This is a genomic window from Actinomyces sp. HMSC08A09 (assembly GCF_001807465.1).
Classification (GTDB): Bacteria; Actinomycetota; Actinomycetes; order Actinomycetales; family Actinomycetaceae; genus Actinomyces; species Actinomyces oris.
Map to the genome: position 1 here is coordinate 34,364 of NZ_KV789159.1, position 18,040 is coordinate 52,403.

15 protein-coding genes and 1 tRNA gene are annotated in these 18,040 nt (G+C 68.3%); 6 read left to right on the top strand and 10 right to left on the bottom strand.

From position 1 onward, the window contains the following. Positions 1 to 6 precede the first annotated feature (6 nt). Both HMPREF3165_RS12285 and HMPREF3165_RS12290 read right to left on the bottom strand, forming a co-directional pair. Positions 7 to 2,931, bottom strand: coding sequence for an RNA degradosome polyphosphate kinase (locus HMPREF3165_RS12285; protein WP_070513923.1), 2,925 nt, complete (start codon positions 2,929 to 2,931; stop codon positions 7 to 9). Between the two features lie 337 nt (positions 2,932 to 3,268). After that, positions 3,269 to 3,931: a hypothetical protein gene (locus tag HMPREF3165_RS12290; RefSeq protein ID WP_070513925.1), complete on the bottom strand. Its 663-nt coding sequence runs from the start codon at positions 3,929 to 3,931 to the stop codon at positions 3,269 to 3,271. A gap of 187 nt (positions 3,932 to 4,118) precedes the next feature. On the opposite strand from HMPREF3165_RS12290, the gene HMPREF3165_RS12295 reads away from it, so the two are divergent. Beyond that, positions 4,119 to 4,192: transfer RNA gene (locus HMPREF3165_RS12295), tRNA-Lys, on the top strand. A gap of 120 nt (positions 4,193 to 4,312) precedes the next feature. Here HMPREF3165_RS12295 and HMPREF3165_RS12300 read toward each other — a convergent pair. The 4 genes from HMPREF3165_RS12300 to HMPREF3165_RS12315 form a co-directional block, all read right to left on the bottom strand. Beyond that, the gene (locus HMPREF3165_RS12300; protein WP_070513928.1) at positions 4,313 to 5,167 is read right to left on the bottom strand and encodes an alpha/beta hydrolase; all 855 of its coding nucleotides are present in this window, start codon (positions 5,165 to 5,167) and stop codon (positions 4,313 to 4,315) included. 232 nt (positions 5,168 to 5,399) lie between these two features. Beyond that, a complete protein-coding gene (locus HMPREF3165_RS12305; RefSeq protein WP_070513930.1) occupies positions 5,400 to 6,977 on the bottom strand; it encodes a DEAD/DEAH box helicase in 1,578 nt (525 codons plus the stop codon). 339 nt (positions 6,978 to 7,316) lie between these two features. After that, on the bottom strand, positions 7,317 to 8,729 hold the full coding sequence (locus HMPREF3165_RS12310; protein WP_070513932.1) for a GntP family permease: 1,413 nt from the start codon (positions 8,727 to 8,729) through the stop codon (positions 7,317 to 7,319). A 140-nt stretch (positions 8,730 to 8,869) separates the two neighbouring features. Further along, positions 8,870 to 9,397, bottom strand: coding sequence for a gluconokinase (locus HMPREF3165_RS12315; protein ID WP_070513934.1), 528 nt, complete (start codon positions 9,395 to 9,397; stop codon positions 8,870 to 8,872). 125 nt (positions 9,398 to 9,522) lie between these two features. Here HMPREF3165_RS12315 and HMPREF3165_RS12320 point away from each other — a divergent pair, with 125 nt between their 5' ends. Then, positions 9,523 to 10,236, top strand: a complete 714-nt coding sequence (locus HMPREF3165_RS12320; protein ID WP_070513936.1) for a FadR/GntR family transcriptional regulator — start codon at positions 9,523 to 9,525, stop codon at positions 10,234 to 10,236. A 222-nt stretch (positions 10,237 to 10,458) separates the two neighbouring features. Here the strand turns inward: HMPREF3165_RS12320 and HMPREF3165_RS12325 are convergent, their stop codons facing one another. Continuing rightward, entirely contained in the window at positions 10,459 to 11,286 is an 828-nt protein-coding gene (locus tag HMPREF3165_RS12325; RefSeq protein WP_070513937.1) for an undecaprenyl diphosphate synthase family protein, read from the bottom strand. A 366-nt stretch (positions 11,287 to 11,652) separates the two neighbouring features. Here HMPREF3165_RS12325 and HMPREF3165_RS12330 point away from each other — a divergent pair, with 366 nt between their 5' ends. The 3 genes from HMPREF3165_RS12330 to msrA all read left to right on the top strand — a co-directional run bounded on the left by HMPREF3165_RS12330 (position 11,653) and on the right by msrA (position 14,075). Then, positions 11,653 to 12,363, top strand: coding sequence for a PAQR family membrane homeostasis protein TrhA (locus HMPREF3165_RS12330; RefSeq protein WP_070513939.1), 711 nt, complete (start codon positions 11,653 to 11,655; stop codon positions 12,361 to 12,363). A gap of 342 nt (positions 12,364 to 12,705) precedes the next feature. After that, complete coding sequence (locus HMPREF3165_RS12335; RefSeq protein WP_003787454.1) at positions 12,706 to 13,191, top strand: GreA/GreB family elongation factor; 486 nt, start codon at positions 12,706 to 12,708, stop codon at positions 13,189 to 13,191. A gap of 167 nt (positions 13,192 to 13,358) precedes the next feature. Further along, on the top strand, positions 13,359 to 14,075 hold the full coding sequence (gene msrA / locus HMPREF3165_RS12340) for a peptide-methionine (S)-S-oxide reductase MsrA (protein ID WP_070513940.1): 717 nt from the start codon (positions 13,359 to 13,361) through the stop codon (positions 14,073 to 14,075). A 127-nt stretch (positions 14,076 to 14,202) separates the two neighbouring features. Here the strand turns inward: msrA and HMPREF3165_RS12345 are convergent, their stop codons facing one another. The 3 genes from HMPREF3165_RS12345 to HMPREF3165_RS12350 form a co-directional block, all read right to left on the bottom strand. Further along, on the bottom strand, positions 14,203 to 14,697 hold the full coding sequence (locus tag HMPREF3165_RS12345; protein ID WP_141745060.1) for a hypothetical protein: 495 nt from the start codon (positions 14,695 to 14,697) through the stop codon (positions 14,203 to 14,205). Positions 14,698 to 14,876: 179 nt separating this feature from the next. Beyond that, a complete protein-coding gene (locus HMPREF3165_RS13350; RefSeq protein ID WP_141745061.1) occupies positions 14,877 to 16,139 on the bottom strand; it encodes a hypothetical protein in 1,263 nt (420 codons plus the stop codon). A gap of 194 nt (positions 16,140 to 16,333) precedes the next feature. Next, positions 16,334 to 16,771, bottom strand: a complete 438-nt coding sequence (locus tag HMPREF3165_RS12350) for a hypothetical protein (RefSeq protein WP_070513944.1) — start codon at positions 16,769 to 16,771, stop codon at positions 16,334 to 16,336. A 481-nt stretch (positions 16,772 to 17,252) separates the two neighbouring features. On the opposite strand from HMPREF3165_RS12350, the gene HMPREF3165_RS12355 reads away from it, so the two are divergent. After that, positions 17,253 to 17,981 (top strand): hypothetical protein, encoded by a 729-nt coding sequence (locus HMPREF3165_RS12355; RefSeq protein ID WP_070513946.1) that lies wholly within the window; start codon positions 17,253 to 17,255, stop codon positions 17,979 to 17,981. Positions 17,982 to 18,040 lie beyond the last annotated feature (59 nt).

Sequence of the window (18,040 nt, forward strand, 5' to 3'; positions counted from 1 at the left end):
GCCGTCTCAGTGCCGGCCCTTGACGCGCGAGCGCGCCCGGGCCATGAGGCTGTCCTGGATGTCCTCGAGGCGGTTGCCCTCGGCGTCGAGGAGACGACGCTTCCAGGAGCCGTCGGGCTGGAGGTGCCAGGAGGCGACGTCGTCGGAGGCGCAGTGGGTGACCAGCCACTCGAGGTCCTCGACCATGGCGGGGTCGGTGATGCGCACGAGGGCCTCGACGCGGCGGTCGAGGTTGCGGTGCATGAGGTCGGCCGAGCCGATGAACAGCTCGGTCTGGCCGCCGCCGGCGAAGGCGTAGATGCGCGAGTGCTCCAGGAAGCGCCCCAGGATCGAGCGCACGCGGATGTTCTCGCTGAGGCCCTCGACGCCGGCGCGCAGGCCGCAGATGCCGCGCACGACGATATCGACAGGCACCCCGGCGCGCGAGGCGCGGTAGAGGGCGTCGATGACGGTCTCGTCGACGATGGAGTTGACCTTGATGCGGATCCAGGCGGGCAGGCCGGCCTTACGGTTGGCGATCTCCTGCTCAATGTGCTCCACGAGCCCGTCGCGCAGGCCACGGGGGGCCACGAGCAGGCGGCGGAAGCGGGCGCGCGGGGCGTAGCCGGAGAGCTGGTTGAACAGGGTGGTCAGGTCCTGGGCGACGTCGCGGTCGCAGGTCAGCAGCCCCAGGTCCTCGTAGCCGCGGGCGGTCTTGGGGTGGTAGTTGCCGGTGCCGACGTGGCAGTAGCGGCGCAGGCCGTCGGACTCCTGGCGCACGACGAGCAGCAACTTGCAGTGCGTCTTGAGGCCGACCATGCCGTAGACGACGTGGACGCCGGCGCGCTCGAGCTTACGGGCCCAGGAGATGTTGGCCTCCTCATCGAAGCGGGCCTTGATCTCCACGATGGCCACGACCTGCTTGCCGGCATCGGCGGCCTCGATGAGGGCGTCCACGATCGGGGAATCGCCGGAGGTGCGGTAGAGGGTCTGCTTGATGGCCAGGACCTTGGGGTCGGCGGCGGCCTGGGCCACGAACTCCTGGACGGAGGTGGAGAAGGAGTCGTAGGGGTGGTGCAGCAGGACGTCGTGCTCACGCATGGCGGCGAAGACGTCCGGCGCGGAGGAGGACTCGTAGGCGGCCAGGCCCGCGGCCGTCACCGGCACGAAGCGCGGGTACTTCAGATCGGGGATGTCCAGGTCGTGGAGCTGGTTGAGGCAGGTCAGGTCCAGGGGGGCGGGGAGCTCGAAGACGTCGTCGCCCTTGAGGCCCAGGGCGCGCACCAGGTAGCGGCGGGTGAAGGAGGAGATGGTGTCCTCCACCTCCAGGCGCACGCAGTCGCCGAAGCGGCGCCGCTCGAGCTCCTTCTCCATGGCCTTGAGGAGGTTCTCGGCGTCGTCCTCCTCGACCTCGAGGTCCTCGTTGCGGGTGACCCGGAAGAGGTGGTGCTCCAGGATGTCCATGCCCGGGAAGAGGTGGTCGAGGTGCTGGCCGATGACGATCTCGATGGGGATGACGGCGCAGCCGGCGGCCTTGTCCGCGGCGTCGAGCTCGCGGCCGGGGACCTGGATGAGGCGCGGCAGGGAGTCGGGCACCTTGATGCGGGCGAAGTGCTCCTTGCCGCTGCGCGGGTTGCGCAGGATGACGGCGAGGTTGAGGGACAGGCCCGAGATGTAGGGGAAGGGGTGGGAGGGGTCGACCGCCAGCGGGGTGAGGACCGGGTAGATCTGGTGGCGGAAGTAGCGGGTCAGGCGCTCCTGCTGGTCGGAGTTGAGCTCGTCCCAGCCCAGGATCTTCACGTTGTGCTCGGCCAGGGCCGGGCGGATGTCCTCCTGGAAGAGGGCGGCCTGGCGGGCGGTGAGCTCCTTGGTGCGGCTGGTGACCTGGGCCAAGACCTGGTGGGCGTCCAGGCCGGAGGCGCGCACCGGGGTGATGCCGGCCTTGATGCGGCGCATGAGCCCGGCGACGCGCACCATGTAGAACTCGTCCAGGTTGGAGGAGAAGATCGACAGGAACCAGGCGCGCTCCAGCAGGGGCAGGGTGTGGTCCTCGGCCTGCTCCAGGACGCGCTCGTTGAAGTCCAGCCAGGTCAGCTCCCGGTCGATGAAGCGGTTCTTGAAGGACTCCAGGGGCGGCAGGAGGTCCTCGGGGTCCACCTGGGCGGTGTCGGCGGAAGCGGCTGAGGCCGCGGCGTCGGCAGCGCTGGCACCGGCCACACCGGCCGCGCTCAGTGAGGAGGTTGCGGAGGGGGCGCTGGCGGAGCCGGCGGCGGGGCCCGCACTGGGGGCGCTGCCGGGAGCGGGCAGACCCGGGTCCCCCGGCGCCACGGCAGCCGGCGCCGCCTGGGCCTCGGCGGCAGACGGGGCCGAGTGCGAGCTGGCGGAGGTGATGGAGGATGGGGCGATGGCGGGGGTCGCGATGCCGATAGGGCCGGGGGCGGGGGCCGCCTCGCCGTCGACGATGTCGTCGAAGTCCTCATCCTCGTACTGGGGGCCGGAGTCATCGGCGAAGTCGCGCGGGTCGGCGACCTCGATGACGTGCTCCTCCTCAACCGTCTCCTCGGCGCCCTCGGGGTCGTCGGGGTTGGTGGAGTCGGCCGGGCCGCCTGATTCTTCCGGGGCCTCGGCGCGCTCGGGGACCTCCTGCCCCGCGGGGGTCTCGCCACCGGTGGAGGAGTCGCCGGGGGCGGTCGGGGTGGCGTCGGGCTCGCCCTGGGCGTCGGGACCGGGGACCTCGGCGGAGACGGCCGGTCCGTCGGTGCTCGCAGCCTCGGGCGAGACCGCCGACTCGGCGGCCTCAGTGGCTTCCGCGGCTTCAACAGTTTCGGCAGCCTCGGTCGCCTCGGCGTCGTCGGGCACCTGCTCGGGCTCCTGGGGGCTGGGGTGACGCATCCACCCGCCCAGGAAGCGGGAGAGCGGGGTGGGGGCGGAGTGGGGGGCGTCGTTGGTCATGGCCACATGGTCCCACGTCCGGGCGGCCTTGTGGGGCGGGGGTCTGCCCCAGTTCGGCGAATATGCGAGGCGCCGCCGCTCACGCCCACTCTTTGGGACTCACGGGTGGTAGGCGCCCCCGCTGCGCGCTCCCCCACGTCTCGTCCAACGAAGCGCGCATGATCTCGCCAATGGTGCCGATCGTGTCCAAATCGGAGACAAAGGAGCTTGCGCACTCTTCACGCCATCAACAGAACCGCGGAATCATGCGGTTCTGATCCGCCTACGCGCGCTTACTTCGGGCCTTTGTATCCGATTTGGACATCTCGCGCCCGGATCGCCCCTGCGCAAGGCCCTCTCAGTCGAGGAGTCCGGCGGAAGCGCGGCGGGCGGCGTCGGTGAGCTCGTCGGCGGTGGCCAGGAGGGCGGAGTCGCGGCGGGTGACGCGGTCGGCGAGTTCGTCGGTGTCGTCCTCGATCCACACGGGGTTGGAGCCGGCCGCCAGGGCGCGCAGGAATCCGGCGGTGGCGCTCAGCAGCGGGGCGATCTCGGTAACGGAGCCCTCGACGCTGCCGGCCAGGACGGCGTCGAGACGCTCGCGCAGGTCGGTCGGGGAGGGCGCGGGGCGCGCCTCGCCGAGGGCGGACTCGAGGCGGGCGTTGGTGGCGTCGTCAGCCTCGGTGAGGTCGATGACGGTGGCGTAGCGGCGGGCGACGAGCTCGGGGTCGCGGCGGATCCACTCGCGTACGAGGAAGAGGCGCCACAGGGTGCCGGGCAGGGTGGTGGCCGGGGAGTCGGCCCACAGCTCGGCGATGTCGTCGATGCCGTTGGTGGCGACCGCGGCGACGATGCCGGAGCGGGTGATGGGGTCGTCCTCGGTCTCGGTGCCGGGGAAGCCGCCGATGAGGGCCTGGGCGGCGCGGTGGGCGAGCTCGGAGGCGACGGCGGTGTCGGTGCTGCCCTCGATCTGTTCGGCGGCCTCGGGGTCGAGTCGGGCGGGGCGGTGGAACTGGCGGGCCATGGGGACTCCTCACGCGGTGCGGGCGCGCCGGCGACGACGCACGGCCCCATTGTCTCGCGGGAGCGTGGGCGCTCCCCCATGGGTTCACTTCCGGCCGACGGCGAGGCCGGTTCGACACCGCGGTCGGTTGTCCGGCTATGCTGGCCCCTGCCGATGGCGTCTGGACTCTGCTTCCGGCCGTCGGCACGCCCCCTTAGCTCAGTTGGTCAGAGCTGCGGACTTTTAATCCGAAGGTCGTGGGTTCGAGCCCCACAGGGGGTACCGCACCGGCCTCGGCCCCGGAAGAGACCGGGGCCTTCTTCATACCCGGGGCTGAGGACCGCACCTTGCGGATCGCAGACCGCTCCGGAGACTCACCACCCAGCCTCCGCGGCAGCTTGGTCATTTTCCGCTTGCGGCGGCGTCGAGCACGCGACCGACGTAGCTGCCGAACTTCTCGGTGACGCTGCCGTGATCGTCGTCGGGCCATTCGCTCCAGATATGGCCGAAGCCCGCCGAGCGGTAGTAGGCCAGGCTGTTGCGGGCATGCCCGCCGCCATCGAATCCTTCGAGGCTGTTGGCAGGCACGTCGCGTGTCCCAGTCACCCAGTTCAACCAGAGCCGTTCCTTGGTGCCTGAGGAGAAGGCCATCTTCCCCTCGGGCGCGTCGCCGCCCCCGAAGAGCAGGAAGCCCCCGCCCGCCATGCGCTCGGCGTAGGCCGGGAAGAACCACTGGCTGATGAACTCCGAGCCGCCGGAGTAGCCCACGAGCCAGACCCGATCCATGGTGGCGCCGCACTCGGCGACCACGTAGTCGAGCGCCTGCTCCAGGTAGCGGACCTTACCGTCCTGATCCTCCAGCCACCAGGTCCCGTCGTCTCCGGGAGCGCGCACCGAGACCACGTCGTACCCGCGAGCGCTCGCCGCCTCGACGACTCCCCCGGCGCCGGCCAGGCCACCGCGGGACCTCTCGTCCTGGCCCTGGTTCCCTTCACTGTGGAAGGACTGCCCGTCACCGTCGAGGTAGACGACCAGTCCGACCGGAGCTCCCGTAGTCGCGTAGAAGATGCAGTCGGAGGTCTCGTCCTCGTCATCGGTGTAGGAGAACGCAGCGGGAACCGACAGGTCACCCGACGTCGGCCGCAGACTCGGCGCAGCACCGTCCCCGCGCGAGCGCAGGTACGGCGGCGGAGTCGAGTGCGTTGCCGCTCGCTGCGGACCCCGAGAGGCGCAGCCGGCCAGGATGAGGCCCGCCATCGTACCGGTCAGGGCTCGCCGCGAAAGGTGCGCCGCCACGCTCTCCACCCACCTTCCCGATCACCGTCAGCCACTCGACGGTAGCACCGGCATCCCGGTTCCGCTCGGCCGGAGCGAGGGCTGAACCACCGTGCCACCGGCGCCGCTCACCAAGGCGGGTAGGGGCTCAGCGCGGGAGCGCGGCACCTTCAACACCCAAGAGCGCGCGCCGAATGCTGCCTCACGCGACGCCTCAGGCGGGAGTGCCCTGACTGCCCTGACCTCCCTTGTCCCCGCGACCGCGGCCTCCACGTCCACGGGAGCCGCCGCTGCGGCCGCCCCGGCCGGAGGGCTGCCCAGCGCCCTGATCGCTGCTTCCGCCACGTCGCTTCGCACTGCGCCCGCCTTGCCCAGCATTCCCGCCGCGCCCACCGCGCGCTCCCCCGCTGCGGCCACCCCGGCCGCCCTGACCACCCTTGGCCCCGCGACCGGACCGGCCGCGCGCCGCTTCTCCGTGGCCGTGCCCCGGACGCCCGGTGGAGGCCCGACCGCTGGGGCTGCCGCCCTTGATGGCCACACCCTCGGGCATGTCCTCCAGCGCGACGGCCTCGGCGACCTGCCCCACGAGGGCGGACACGGCGTCGTCGTCGGGACGGATGCGCTCGATGTCCGCGCGGATCCGCGCCTTCTTGAGCAGAACCTGAACATCGTGCTTCTGCTCAGGCAGGACCAGGGTGATGACGCTGCCGGCGGCCCCGGCGCGCGCGGTGCGGCCCGAGCGGTGCAGGTAGGCCTTGTGCTCGGCGGGCGGGTCGACGTGGACCACGAGCTCGACACCGGAGACGTCGATGCCCCGGGCGGCGATGTCGGTGGCGACCATGACGTGCACCTGCCCCGTGGAGAAGGCCCGCATGGCGCGCTCGCGCGCGTTCTGGCTCATGTTGCCCTGCAGCTCGACGGCCGGAATCCCGGCCTGGACGAGCTTGCGGGCCAGGCGCCGGGCGAGGTGCTTGGTGCGGGTGAACAGGATGCGCTGTCCCTCCCCCGAGGCCAGGCGCCGCACGATGCCGTCCTTGGCGGTCTTGTCCGCGACCATCCACACACGGTGGGTCATGGCGCCCACGGGCGAGGTCGAGGGGTCCACGGAGTGCTGCAGCGGGTCGTGGAGGAACTCCTTGACCAGGGTGTCCACGCCGTTGTCCAGGGTGGCGGAGAACAGCAGGCGCTGGCCGCGCTGCGGGGTGGCGCGCAGGATGCGGCGGACGTTAGGCAGGAAGCCGAGGTCGGCCATGTGGTCGGCCTCGTCCAGGACGGTGATCTCGACCTCGTCGAGGCTGACGAGTCCCTGCCCCATGAGGTCCAGGAGCCGGCCGGGGCAGGCGACGACGACGTCGACCCCCGCCTTGAGGGCCTTCTCCTGGGGCTTGGCGGAGACCCCGCCGAAGATGGTGGTGACGTCCATGTCGACGACGCGGGCCAGGGGCTCGATGACCTCGGCGATCTGGAGGGCGAGCTCACGGGTGGGGGCCAGGACCAGGCCGATGGGGTGGCCGGGGCGGGCCTTGTCCTGCTGCGCCAGACGCTGGACCAGCGGCAGGCTGAAGGCCAGGGTCTTGCCCGAGCCGGTGCGGCCGCGGCCGAGCACGTCACGCCCGGCGAGGGTGTCGGGCAGGGTGGCGGCCTGGATGGGGAAGGGCGTGGTAAAGCCGCGGGCGTCGAGGTCGGCGGCGAGGTCTGAGTCCACGCCGAGGTCGGCGAAGGTGGGCTCACCCGCGGCCGGGGTCTTCCCGGAGGCGAAGCGGTGTGAGGCGGAGGTGCGGTGTGCGGCCACGAGGATCCTGTCGTTTGGGACCGCGGGCACGCCGGCGCGTGTCGCTGGCAGCGTGCGCGTCGGTGCGTGAGGTGCCGGCGTACGCGGCTCAACGGCGCGGGGCGTCAGGTGAGTCGACGCGCGCCGGGGCCGGGGCACCAGCCAGGTCGGGCGGCGCCCGGACCAGGGGGCCATCCTGCCCGAGATCCCGCAATGTGTCACTACGGGCGACTATTCACTGTGCAGGCATTCGATGCGGCGACCCGCGAAACGCTGTGACCAGCGGTTTTACGGCACGCCCGAGAAACAGCGGCCACAGAACCAGCGGAAAAGTCGCCATTCGTGACACCTGAGGGCCCCTCAGAAGACTCCCAGGGCGAGCGCGAGGAGGCTGATCGTGGCCATCGCGACGACGGACAGGATCGTCTCCATCAGCGACCAGGTCTTGAAGGTCTGCCCCACAGTCATCCCGAAGTACTCCTTGACCAGCCAGAAGCCGGCGTCGTTGACGTGAGAGAGGAAGACGGAGCCGGCACCGATCGCGAGGACGAGGAGGGCGACGCCGGTCTGCGGCATGTGGCTGGCCAGCGGAGCCATGATCCCGGCCGCGGTGATGGTGGCCACCGTCGCCGATCCGGTGGCTAGGCGCACGGCGACGGCGACGAGCCATCCGGCTAGGAGGGCGGGCACGGCCGCCTGCTGGATCCATGCGGCGATGATGCCGGCGATCCCTGAGTCGACGAGGGTCTGCTTGAACCCTCCTCCAGCCCCGACGATGAGCAGGATCCCGGCAATGGGCCCGAGCGAGGCCCCGACCCGTCCGCTGACGTCGTCGGCACCCAGGCCCAGACGGGTCCCGAAGAGGTACATGGCGACCAGGACCGTCATCAGCAAGGCGACGATCGGCTTGCCCACGAACAGGGCCGCGTGGACTGCCGGATTGTCGCTGTCCTCAGGGACGAGGGTCTCGACGACGGTGCGCAGAAGCATGAGTCCCACGGGCAGCAGGACCACCATGATCGACGTCGCGAAGGAGGGACGCGGCCCGTCGTGCTCCTGGTCCGAAGTCCCCAGAGGCTCGGGGGCCTCAATCGGCACCCACCTGGCCATGAAGCGAGCCGCAACGGGCCCGGAGATGATGACCGTGGGCACGGCGACCAGGAGCCCCAGTCCGAGGGTGAGCCCCAGGTCGGCCTTGACGGCGTTGATGGCGATGAGCGGTCCGGGGTGCGGCGGCACGAGGCCGTGGAGCGCGGACAGACCGGCCAGGGCGGGCACGCCCAGCAGGATGAGGGACTGGCGGGCCCGCCGGGCGACGATCATGACCACGGGGATGAGCAGAACGATGCCGACCTCGAAGAACAGTGGGATGCCGACGACGAAGGCGATGAACGCCATCGCCCAGGGAAGGCGGGGGCCGGGAGTGCGAGCCAGGACGGTGTCGACGATCTGGTCGGCACCACCGGAGTCGATAAGGAGACGGCCGATGATCGCCCCGAAGGCGATGAGGGTGCCCACGTCGCCGATGGTGGAGCCCATTCCCTTGGTGAAGGCGGTGAAGGTATCGGCCAGCGGGATGCCGGCGACGACGGCCAGGACCGCCGAGCCCAGCGTCAGCGCGAGGAAGGGGTGCATCTTGCGCCAGACGATGAGCACGATGATCGAGGCGATGCCGAGCAGGGCGGCCGCGATGAGCTGGGCGTGATTGTCCGTGTGACTCACGGTGTCCGCGGCCGGCAACGCAACCGGTTGAGCTGGAAGAGTGAACGTCATTGTTGTCTCCGTTGTCAGTGGGAGGAGGTGGGGTGAGGGCGGGATGTATGTGCGCCGGGCTCAGCGCGCCGGGGAGCCGCGTACCGCGCGCTCCGGTTGGGTTGGCATGGGCGCCGGCGATCATCAGCGAGGAACAGTGCTCACACGGCGCTGGACGAAGCCCGTTCAAGTGCGGCGAGGATCGCCTCGAAGGTCTCCTCCGGCGTCGCCTGCGAGACCACGGTGACCCCATCCTCGTCATCGGACAGGGGCTCGAGGGCGGCGAACTGGGAGGGCAGCAGGCTCGGGGGCATGAAATGCCCCTCACGATGAGCCATGCGCTCCTGGAGCTCATCGGCCTGGGCAAGCAGATGAATGAAGAAGACTCGCCCCTGCGCGCCGGAGAGCAGGTCGCGATAGGAGCGCTTGAGCGCGGAACAGGTGACGATCGTCTTGACGCCGTCGGCGGCGCGCTCGCTCATCCAGTCGCGCATGGACTCCAGCCAGGGCCAGCGGTCCTCGTCGGTCAGGGCGACGCCGCGGCTCATCTTGTCGATGTTGACCTTGGGGTGGAAGTCGTCGGCCTCGGCGACAGGCCACCCCAGTGCGTTGTGAAGGTTGAGCGCGGCCGTGGTCTTGCCGCAGCCGGACACTCCCATGAGGACGAGGTGCTCAACGGATCGGCTCATATCTGCTCCTTGATGACGCCGTTGTCGTGAACTGATACGACGAATCTACCTCAAACGTAGTACTTTTAAAAGGGTCGGATAGCATCTCCCACAGACATCTCGCACCACCCTCCGGGAGCACATCCATGTCCCCCACCGACCGACGTCGCGACGTCCTCGACTCCCTCGGGCGCGCCATCGTGACCGGGGAGATGACTCCGGGCCAGAGCCTGACGCTGGAGGCGATCCAGTCCCGCTACGGCGTCTCCCGAACCCTGGCGCGCGACTGCGTCCACGCCCTGGAGTCCGTCGGCGTTGTCACCTCACGACGTCGGGTGGGCATTGTGGTCCTACCACGCGAGCACTGGTCAGCTCTGGCGCCTCAGCTCGTGCGCTGGCAGCTCGAGGCCGATCCGCGCGGCCCCACACTCGGAGCCCTAACCGAGCTGCGCGCCGCCATCGAGCCGGTCGCCGCCGCGGCGGCCGCCCGCCGAGCCACCGAGGAACAGCGCTCCGGCCTGCTGGCACTGGCTGCCACGATCCGCACCAAGGGAACCACCGGAAACGTCGCCTCCTATCTCGACGACGACATCGCCTTCCACCGGCTCATCCTGGAAGCCAGCCACAACGACACCTTCAAGGCACTGACCGAGGTCGTCGCGGAGGTGCTCTCCGGACGGGCCAGACTCACCGGCCAGGTACAGATACCTCAGCCAGAGGCGCTCGAGCTCCACGAGCGAGTTGCCGGCGCGATCGCGACCGGGGACGCCGCAGCGGCGGAGTCCTCCATGCGGGATCTTGTCGCCGAGGTGCGCGGCGCCCTGCTCGAACGCGGGCTGCGCGGCTTCCTCGAGGCCTGACCCCCGCCAGCGCACACCCGCATCGGCCCATGTGTCACTCCCGGCGACTATTCACTGTGCAGGTACTCGATGCGGCGACCCGCGAAACGCTATGACCAGCGGCTTGACGGCGCGCCCCGGAAACGACGGCCGCAGAACAGGCGGAAAAGTCGCCATTCGTGACACTTAAGGCCCCAAACCCGGCCCCGAAGGCCACGTCATTCAGCCACGTGATGAGGCGGGCTACCTGCCCAGACGGCGCTCCCGGCTGGCGAAGTCACGCAGCGCCCGCAGGAAGTCCACGCGCCGGAAGGCCGGCCAGTTGACCTCACAGAAGTAGTACTCGGAGTGCACCGACTGCCACAGCAGGAACCCGGAGAGCCGCTGCTCACCCGAGGTGCGGATGACCAGGTCGGGATCGGGCTGACCCTTGGTGTAGAGGTGCTCGGTGATGTCCTCCTCGCTGAGTGAGGCGGCCACCTCCTCCAGGCTCACCCCGGCGGCGGCCCGCTCGCGCAGCAGCTCGCGCACAGCATCGGCGATCTCCTGCCGGCCCCCGTAGCCGACGGCGATGTTGACCTGCATGCGCCGGTCCTCGGCCTGGGCAACCTTGGCAGCCTCGCCCGCCGGCCCGCCCTGCTCGGAGGCCTCCGCGCTCGCCGGCCGGGAGCGGGCGACGGCGGCGCGCAGGCGCTCGGCCAGCGGCTCGGGCAGGAGGTCGACGGCGCCCACGAGGCGCAGGCTCCAGCGGCCGGTCTCGGCGAGCTCGTCGACGGCGTGGGCGATGATATCCAGCAGGGGCGAGAGCTCGGCCGGGTCGCGGGAGAGGTTGTCGGTGCTCAGTAGCCACAGGGTGACGACCTGGACCCCCATCTGTTCGGCCCACCCGAGGAACTCCTCGATCTTGTCAGCGCCGCGCTTGTGGCCCTGCGCGGCCCCGAAGCCCATGGACTTGGCCCAGCGGCGGTTGCCATCGAGGATGACACCCACGTGGTGGGGCACCGTGGCCGGGTCGATGCGCGCAGCCAGCCGGCGCTCGTAGATGTCGTAGAGGAGGTTGTCGCCTGCCATGCCGTATTCCTCGGGGCTCCTCGGTGGGGTTGCTGGGGGACGGGGCCCGACGGCTCGGGGCCACCTCCAACGCTATCGTGCGAGACCCCTCCCGCGCTGGACGAGCCGGCTAACAGCCGGGTCAAATCCGGCCATCAGGTTCACTCAGGGTTGCCGAGGCACAACGGAGGTGTGCCAGGCGGCCGGGCCGCACCGACCCTGGCCACGGCGGCCGCGGAAGCTGCCGACGCACTCCACCATGCCTGCCGCGTCACATCGCTGTCCGGATCGCTACCACCGCAACCTACGCTCACGTAACCTACGGAGTCGTAAGGTTCAGCATCGACCCGTTCCCACCCCACACCACCCAGAAGGACGCTCACGCCCATGTCACCGACATCGCCCTCGACGTCGCAGGCCCCGAGCCGCTCCGCGTCCATGAGCGCCAAGGGCGTCATCGCCTCCGTCAAGCCCAGGCTGCGCGGATGGATCCACGCCGGTACCGCACCGCTGGCCCTGGCGGCCTGCATCGTGCTGACGGTGCTGGCGCCAGGAGCGGGCCTGAAGTGGGCCTGCGCCGTCTACCTGACGTGCTCGCTGCTGCTGTTCGCCAACTCCGGCGTCTACCACATCGGCACCGGGCACTGGCCGGCGAAGGTCGCGGCCACCCTGCGGCGGATCGACCACGCGAACATCTATCTGCTCATCGCCGGCACCTACACGCCCCTGTCGGCGGCACTGCTACCGACGCGCACGGCCACCCTGGTCCTGGGGATCGTGTGGGCGGGAGCGGCGATCGGCACGGCCACGAACCTACTGTGGATGCACGCCCCACGCTGGTTCACCACCGCCCTCTACATCATTCTGGGCTGGGTGGCGATCTGGTTCCTGCCGCAGTTCTGGCGGGCGGGCGGCCCGGCGATCGTGTGGCTGCTGGTGGCCGGCGGCGTGACCTACACGCTGGGCGCCGTCGTCTACGCCCGCAAGACCCCCGACCCCTCGCCGCGCTGGTTCGGCTTCCACGAGATCTTCCACCTGTGCACCGTGGCCGCGTGGGCCTGCCAGTGCGTGGCCTGCTTCCTGGCGGTTCTGCGCTAACGGGGACGGCCTGCCGGGCCGACCGAGAGGCGGTCACCGCGGCTGCTGGGCCCGGTGGGCGGCCCACCACGCCGTCGAGCCGACTGCTTTGTCCGTCTCTCTCCCCCACCCCCTGCGACGACGTCGATCAGGCGGTCCGGCACGGATTCGCCCGCCTCGCCGCCCGCCCTCAGCCCCGGAATATTCCAGCACCTTTCGTCAACCGCACAGCATTCCCTCAGGCTGCGGCGTAGACTCGCGCTTCAAACCCGGTCGGCCCTGAGAGGAGCCACCGGGTGTCGTCGTCGCCAGGCAACCCAACCGGCTGCCGAGCGACCAACACCAGTCATCCAAGGAGGACCCATGTCCGAGCAGTCACAGGGCACCTGGCTCACCCAGGAGGCCTACGACCGGCTGGCCGCCGAACTCGAGCACCGCAAGACGACCGAGCGCAAGGAGATCGCCCAGCGCGTGGAGGCGGCCCGCCAGGAGGGTGACCTGCGGGAGAACGCCGGCTACCACGCCGCCCGCGAGGAGGCGGGACTCAACGAGGCGCGCATCATCCAGCTCGAGGAGACCCTGGAGAACGCCCAGATCGGCGAGGCGGCCGACGACGGCTCGGTCTCGGCCGGCACCATCGTCACCGCGAAGGTGGCCGGTAAGGAGCAGGTCTTCGCCCTGGGCGGCCAGGAGATCACCGAGGACGTGCCCGACGGCGTCAAGGTCTTCTCCCCCGACGCCCCGCTGGGGCAGGCCCTCATGGGGCACCGCGCGGGCGACACCGTCTCCTATGAGGCCCCCAACGGCCGGAAGATCCAGGCCGAGATCGTCAAGGTCGAGCGGGTCTGACCCCCTTTTCCGCTCCCCTTTCCACCGAGCCGGGCATTCTTCGCGCAGCCCCACCGAATTTCCGTTGGGCGCCGCGAGAAATGCCCGGCTCGACGTCTCCCCCGGCTGCTCCTCGCGGTCAGTGAAGCGCGGGTGGGAATAGGGGCCGGGCGCAGTACCGTGTCCTCATGTTCAACGCCCTTCGTCACTCGCTCAGCGGATCGGCGCCGGCCGGCCGCGAGACGCCGGTCCTGCCCAACCCCGGAGAGCACCCAGTGCTGGGGACTGCCCTGGACGGGCCGTGGCCCGAGGGCAGTCAGGTCATCTACCTGGCGGCCGGCTGCTTCTGGGGGGTGGAGCGGATCCTGTGGCGCCAGGACGGCGTCGTCTCGACGTCAGTGGGCTACATGGGCGGTCAGACGCCCAACCCCACCTACCAGGAGGTGTGCACCGGGGCGACCGGTCACGCCGAGACGGTGCGCGTCGTCTATGACCCGGCCGTGTGCGGCGAGGGCGGGGAGACCCTGCTGCGGACTTTCTGGGAGAACCACGACTCCACGCACCTGAACCGCCACGGCAACGACGTCGGCACCCAGTACCGCTCGGCGGTGTGGACGACGACGCCGGCACAGCGCGAGGCGGCTGCGCGGATCCGCGACGCCTTCCAGAGCGAGCTGACGCGCCTGGGGCTGGGAACCTGCGTCACCACCATTGAGGACGCCGCGGACGCGCCGGCTCAGTTCGGCGGCCCCTACTACCTGGCCGAGGACTACCACCAGGCCTATCTGCACAAGAACCCCGGCGGCTACTGCAACCACGGACCCAACGGGGTGACCTGCCCGGTCGGCCTCACGGACCTTCCCGCCCAGACCGACATCCTGGCCCCCGACGACGCCCCGGCCTGAAACGGATCCACCCGGCGCCCGCAGCGCTGAGACCGCGGTTAGCCGCCAGCACCTGCGGCCTCCTCGCAGCACCGTCAGGCCCGGCCGTACTCATGCGCTGATCGGTGTGCCCGACCTCGGGGGTCGGTTACGCGGACCGCGCGGAGAAGGTGACGTCCCACAGGGGTGAGTTCTCGAGCTTGCCCTGCTCGGCGGTGGCATACAGCGTCCAGCCGCTGGTCTCAGTGTCCCCGAGCCAGAGCCCCAGAGCACTCAGCGGCAGATCCGATCCGTCCGAAGCTGGGACAGAGGTATCCCAGGTGATGACGTAGGCCTCCTTCATGTGAGGCCATGTCTCCTTCGTTCGGAACACATTGGTCCGACGCTCAGAGACCAGGAGCACCTCCTGCGCATGGGTCTCATCGACGATGGAACGCCCGAAGGACTCCACACGCCGGACTCTGACGCGCGGGATGCCGTCGTGCGCTCCAGGCATGAGGATCTCCGTGGCCGGATTGCCCTCGGAGTTGCTCACCTCGCTGACGGTGGCGTCAGCAGGGGCCGTGAGCGTCAGACCGTGGACCTCAACCGGGTCACCCGACGGAGACGTCGGCTGCACGTTGCGCGGCTGCGTATCGGGCACGACCGGGATATCTGACACCGGCCGCCACGTGGATGTTTCACCAGGGCTGGGAGAAGGCCTTACTGACGATGCCGCCCCAGCGGCTTGACCGCCGCGCCCCGAGCAGCCTGCGAGGCAGGAAACCAAGCCAGCAGCACCCAACGGGATCAGAACCGCCCTACGAGGCAGTATTAACGACATCAGCAGCCCTCCCAGCGATTCCACTTTCCGCCAGAGTAGTACTGCCCATTGGAGAACTCAATGGTCTCATCAACGTACCCTAACCCTGCACTGGCTACCGCCTCGTACTCAAAAGTCGCCCTTGCCCCATACTTTGAGGATCTCTTCGATACGTCTTGCCGAGTCAGCACCCCTCGATCCACCGCAGCATTAACGAAGGTGGCTGTAGCCTGATTAAGCTCTTGAAGCGAGTCCTTACCGGAGTTGAATCCGGGAACTTTGGCAGCAGCTAGAAAGTTGCGAGTCATTTGAGATACTTCCTTGGAACTCAGATCAACCGAGGCCGTCCACACCTGCCCAGACTCAAGCGGGGCCGGGTTATCGACCCCCAACGGCGTTGTTGCACCAATTTGGGCATCATAAGAGCCGGTAACAGACACATTCAAAACCTTATCTGGGTCATTATTATCGGCCGTCACAGCAACAACTATCTCCCCAGATGCCTCACCTTCTCCCCCAGCACCCGCAGCACCGGCACGACCAGATGCCTGCGCATTCACCTTATAGTACGTAGTAACCGTGCCTTTTTCGAGATTTACCTTACCCCCGATAGCAACAGCCGCGCCAATCTCTGCTTTAGCACCCGTAATACCCTCGGTGGCAGCAGCCTCTGCACTTCCTTCTGCACCAACCTGATAGTATATTTCTTTTGGTTTTGGGGGTTCATAGTGAGTGGCGCCATCGATCATCCCGTTTACCCACCCACCAAAAATGCCAGTGGAACGGTCAACCACCTTCTTTCTAAGAAGATAGTTCTTCAGGCCATCCTTTGCTTGCTCAGAGTCGACTTCATAGGTCACCCCGCGCTCTTCGGCAAGTTTAGCAGCAGCTTCCGCAGAGGCGCGAGACCCATAGGTCTGATTATCAACCGTAAACTCGACACCGCCACCATATCCGGCACTGACTCCAACCTTGTCCCCACGCTTGTCGGTTACCCTGTAGTGCCCATTGGACAGTTTTTCCGTAACAATACCCTCATTGACCTCAACGTCAACTACCACACCAAGGCCGGCATTGAAATTTTGAGAATGTTGATGGGTGGTACAAGGATCAGTCGGCTTATGCTTATCCTCTTCGGCTTTATTATCAGTGCCACCGCACTGCATCTCCCCAGCCCCAATGGCTTCACTGATCTTGGAGAGAATGCTGCATGAGATGTCGCGTCCATGACTTGGAGCAACAGCAATCACCCCACCAATGATGACCGCCACGACGATAGCCATTCCTGCAAACTCAACGAGTGCTGCGCCGCGTTCACGACCTCTCCGGAATCCACAATCACGAACACCCCGCTTTAACCACAAGAGAAACACAGTCTTCCCCACCTTCACCATTCACTCCAGAACATCAGGATTCAACAATCCAACACAACAGCCAGAGAATCGAGCTCTCCGTCGCGCCACACCACTTCCTGCAATCAGAAATAGTCATCCCGACGCAGCAGGAGAGCGTATACCAAGGATGCAACAACCGATGCGACGATCGCAAAACTGATAACCACGAGAACCGACAACCAACCCCGCATCGCATATGTGGGAACAATGTTGACGGCACTGACTACGGCCGCCGGAACCACAGAATGCACGACAAGCATGGCTACCGATCGAAGGCGCCGCCTCACGATAAACATCGCCAGAAGACTGGCAACAAAAGAGGAGAGTCCATTCATCCAGGCAACAGTTCCAACGACAGACTGCGCGGACTCAAGGGCGCCAAGCGTCAACTCAGGAATGGACAGCATCACCAAGAATGCCACGATCAGCAACACCACTTGAAGCGCGGTTCCAACGACGAGCAATAGCGGCGACCACGCCATCTTGTCGCGGTATGGCACATCACGACCCAAACCAGCCATCGTTCTCGACCTTTCTCGCTGCGCACCCATGCACGCACACAACAACCAACGCCCGACCTCAGGACGGTCGGGACATAGCTCGCGCTTCATGCTCGGTAAACCACCGTAGTTCCACGGCGTTTTGCAGCAACAGGGCCGTCCGCCCCCATTCCGCCCCTACTAAAAAGGGCGGGAACTTCACGGCAATGTCCGTGGTAATGCGCGATGTACATCTCCACTTCGATTCGCCGCCGAGCCAGCCGACTTTCCTCCCGGTTCGGACTCCACCCACATCGCCAGCAGCAACAACACCGTCCACCGGGGCACCCCAGTGCCGCTCCCACTACCCCGCCGCCCACTCCAGCCTTTGAAGCGTCAATCACCAGCGTTCTCACACGTTGTCTTGAGATGCTGACCGCTGGCCGCCGGCCAGCACTCCCAGCTGCGAGCGCCCGCGACTTCCTGACCTGTTTCCCTGCGCACCACAGGAGGCTCAACCCCTATGAGCAGCCAGCAGACTCGCACCCCGTCGGACCGGTCTCCGGCGGGGGCGGAGCCGGAGACCCACTGGTCTGAGGACACAGACTTCCAGTGGCGCGCCGCGACCGAGCTGCTCATCGCCATGGGGGTCCCGCGCTCCACCGCCCGCCTCACCAGCGACCTGCGCACCTCCATCGCGCACCTGGAGGAGGTCGACGCGCACCTGCCCCGCGATGGCAAGCCCTTGCCGGAAGCTGACCGTCTCACTCGCAACAACGCCGTCGACGCCGTCGCCCGCGCCATCCTGCCGCTGGCGCACGCCGCTCTGGAGCGGATCCGGGCCGAGGAGCTGCGCACCGAGGTCGTCGGCGTCGATTACGACGCCCTGTGCGACGCCGTTAAGCAGCTCGAGGCCACCTACCGCGCCGGCTGGTGGCGCGCGGCCGAGAGAGAGGGCGCCGACTTCTTCCTGCGCGAGGTCGAGGCCCTCAACCGTCTCAACGTTCCGGCGGTGCGTGCCAACTGGCGTGACGCCGGCAAGATCGCGGGCATCCTGCGCAAGATGCCAGTCTCGACGCTGCGGCGCGTGGCTCGCACGAGCAACCCCATGGTGCTGCGGCTCATGGTGCTGTTCAATCTCCAGGCCGGCTACCGCGACGGCAGCTTCGACAAGACCATCTCCATCCCCCGTCTCATCCACACCCGCACCAGCGAGTACCGCGCCGAGTACCGAGCCGGCTCAGCCGCTTAGCGCGAGCCGCGCAGCCGCCACCGGCCCACTCACTTCGACCGAATCTTCAGAATCGACGC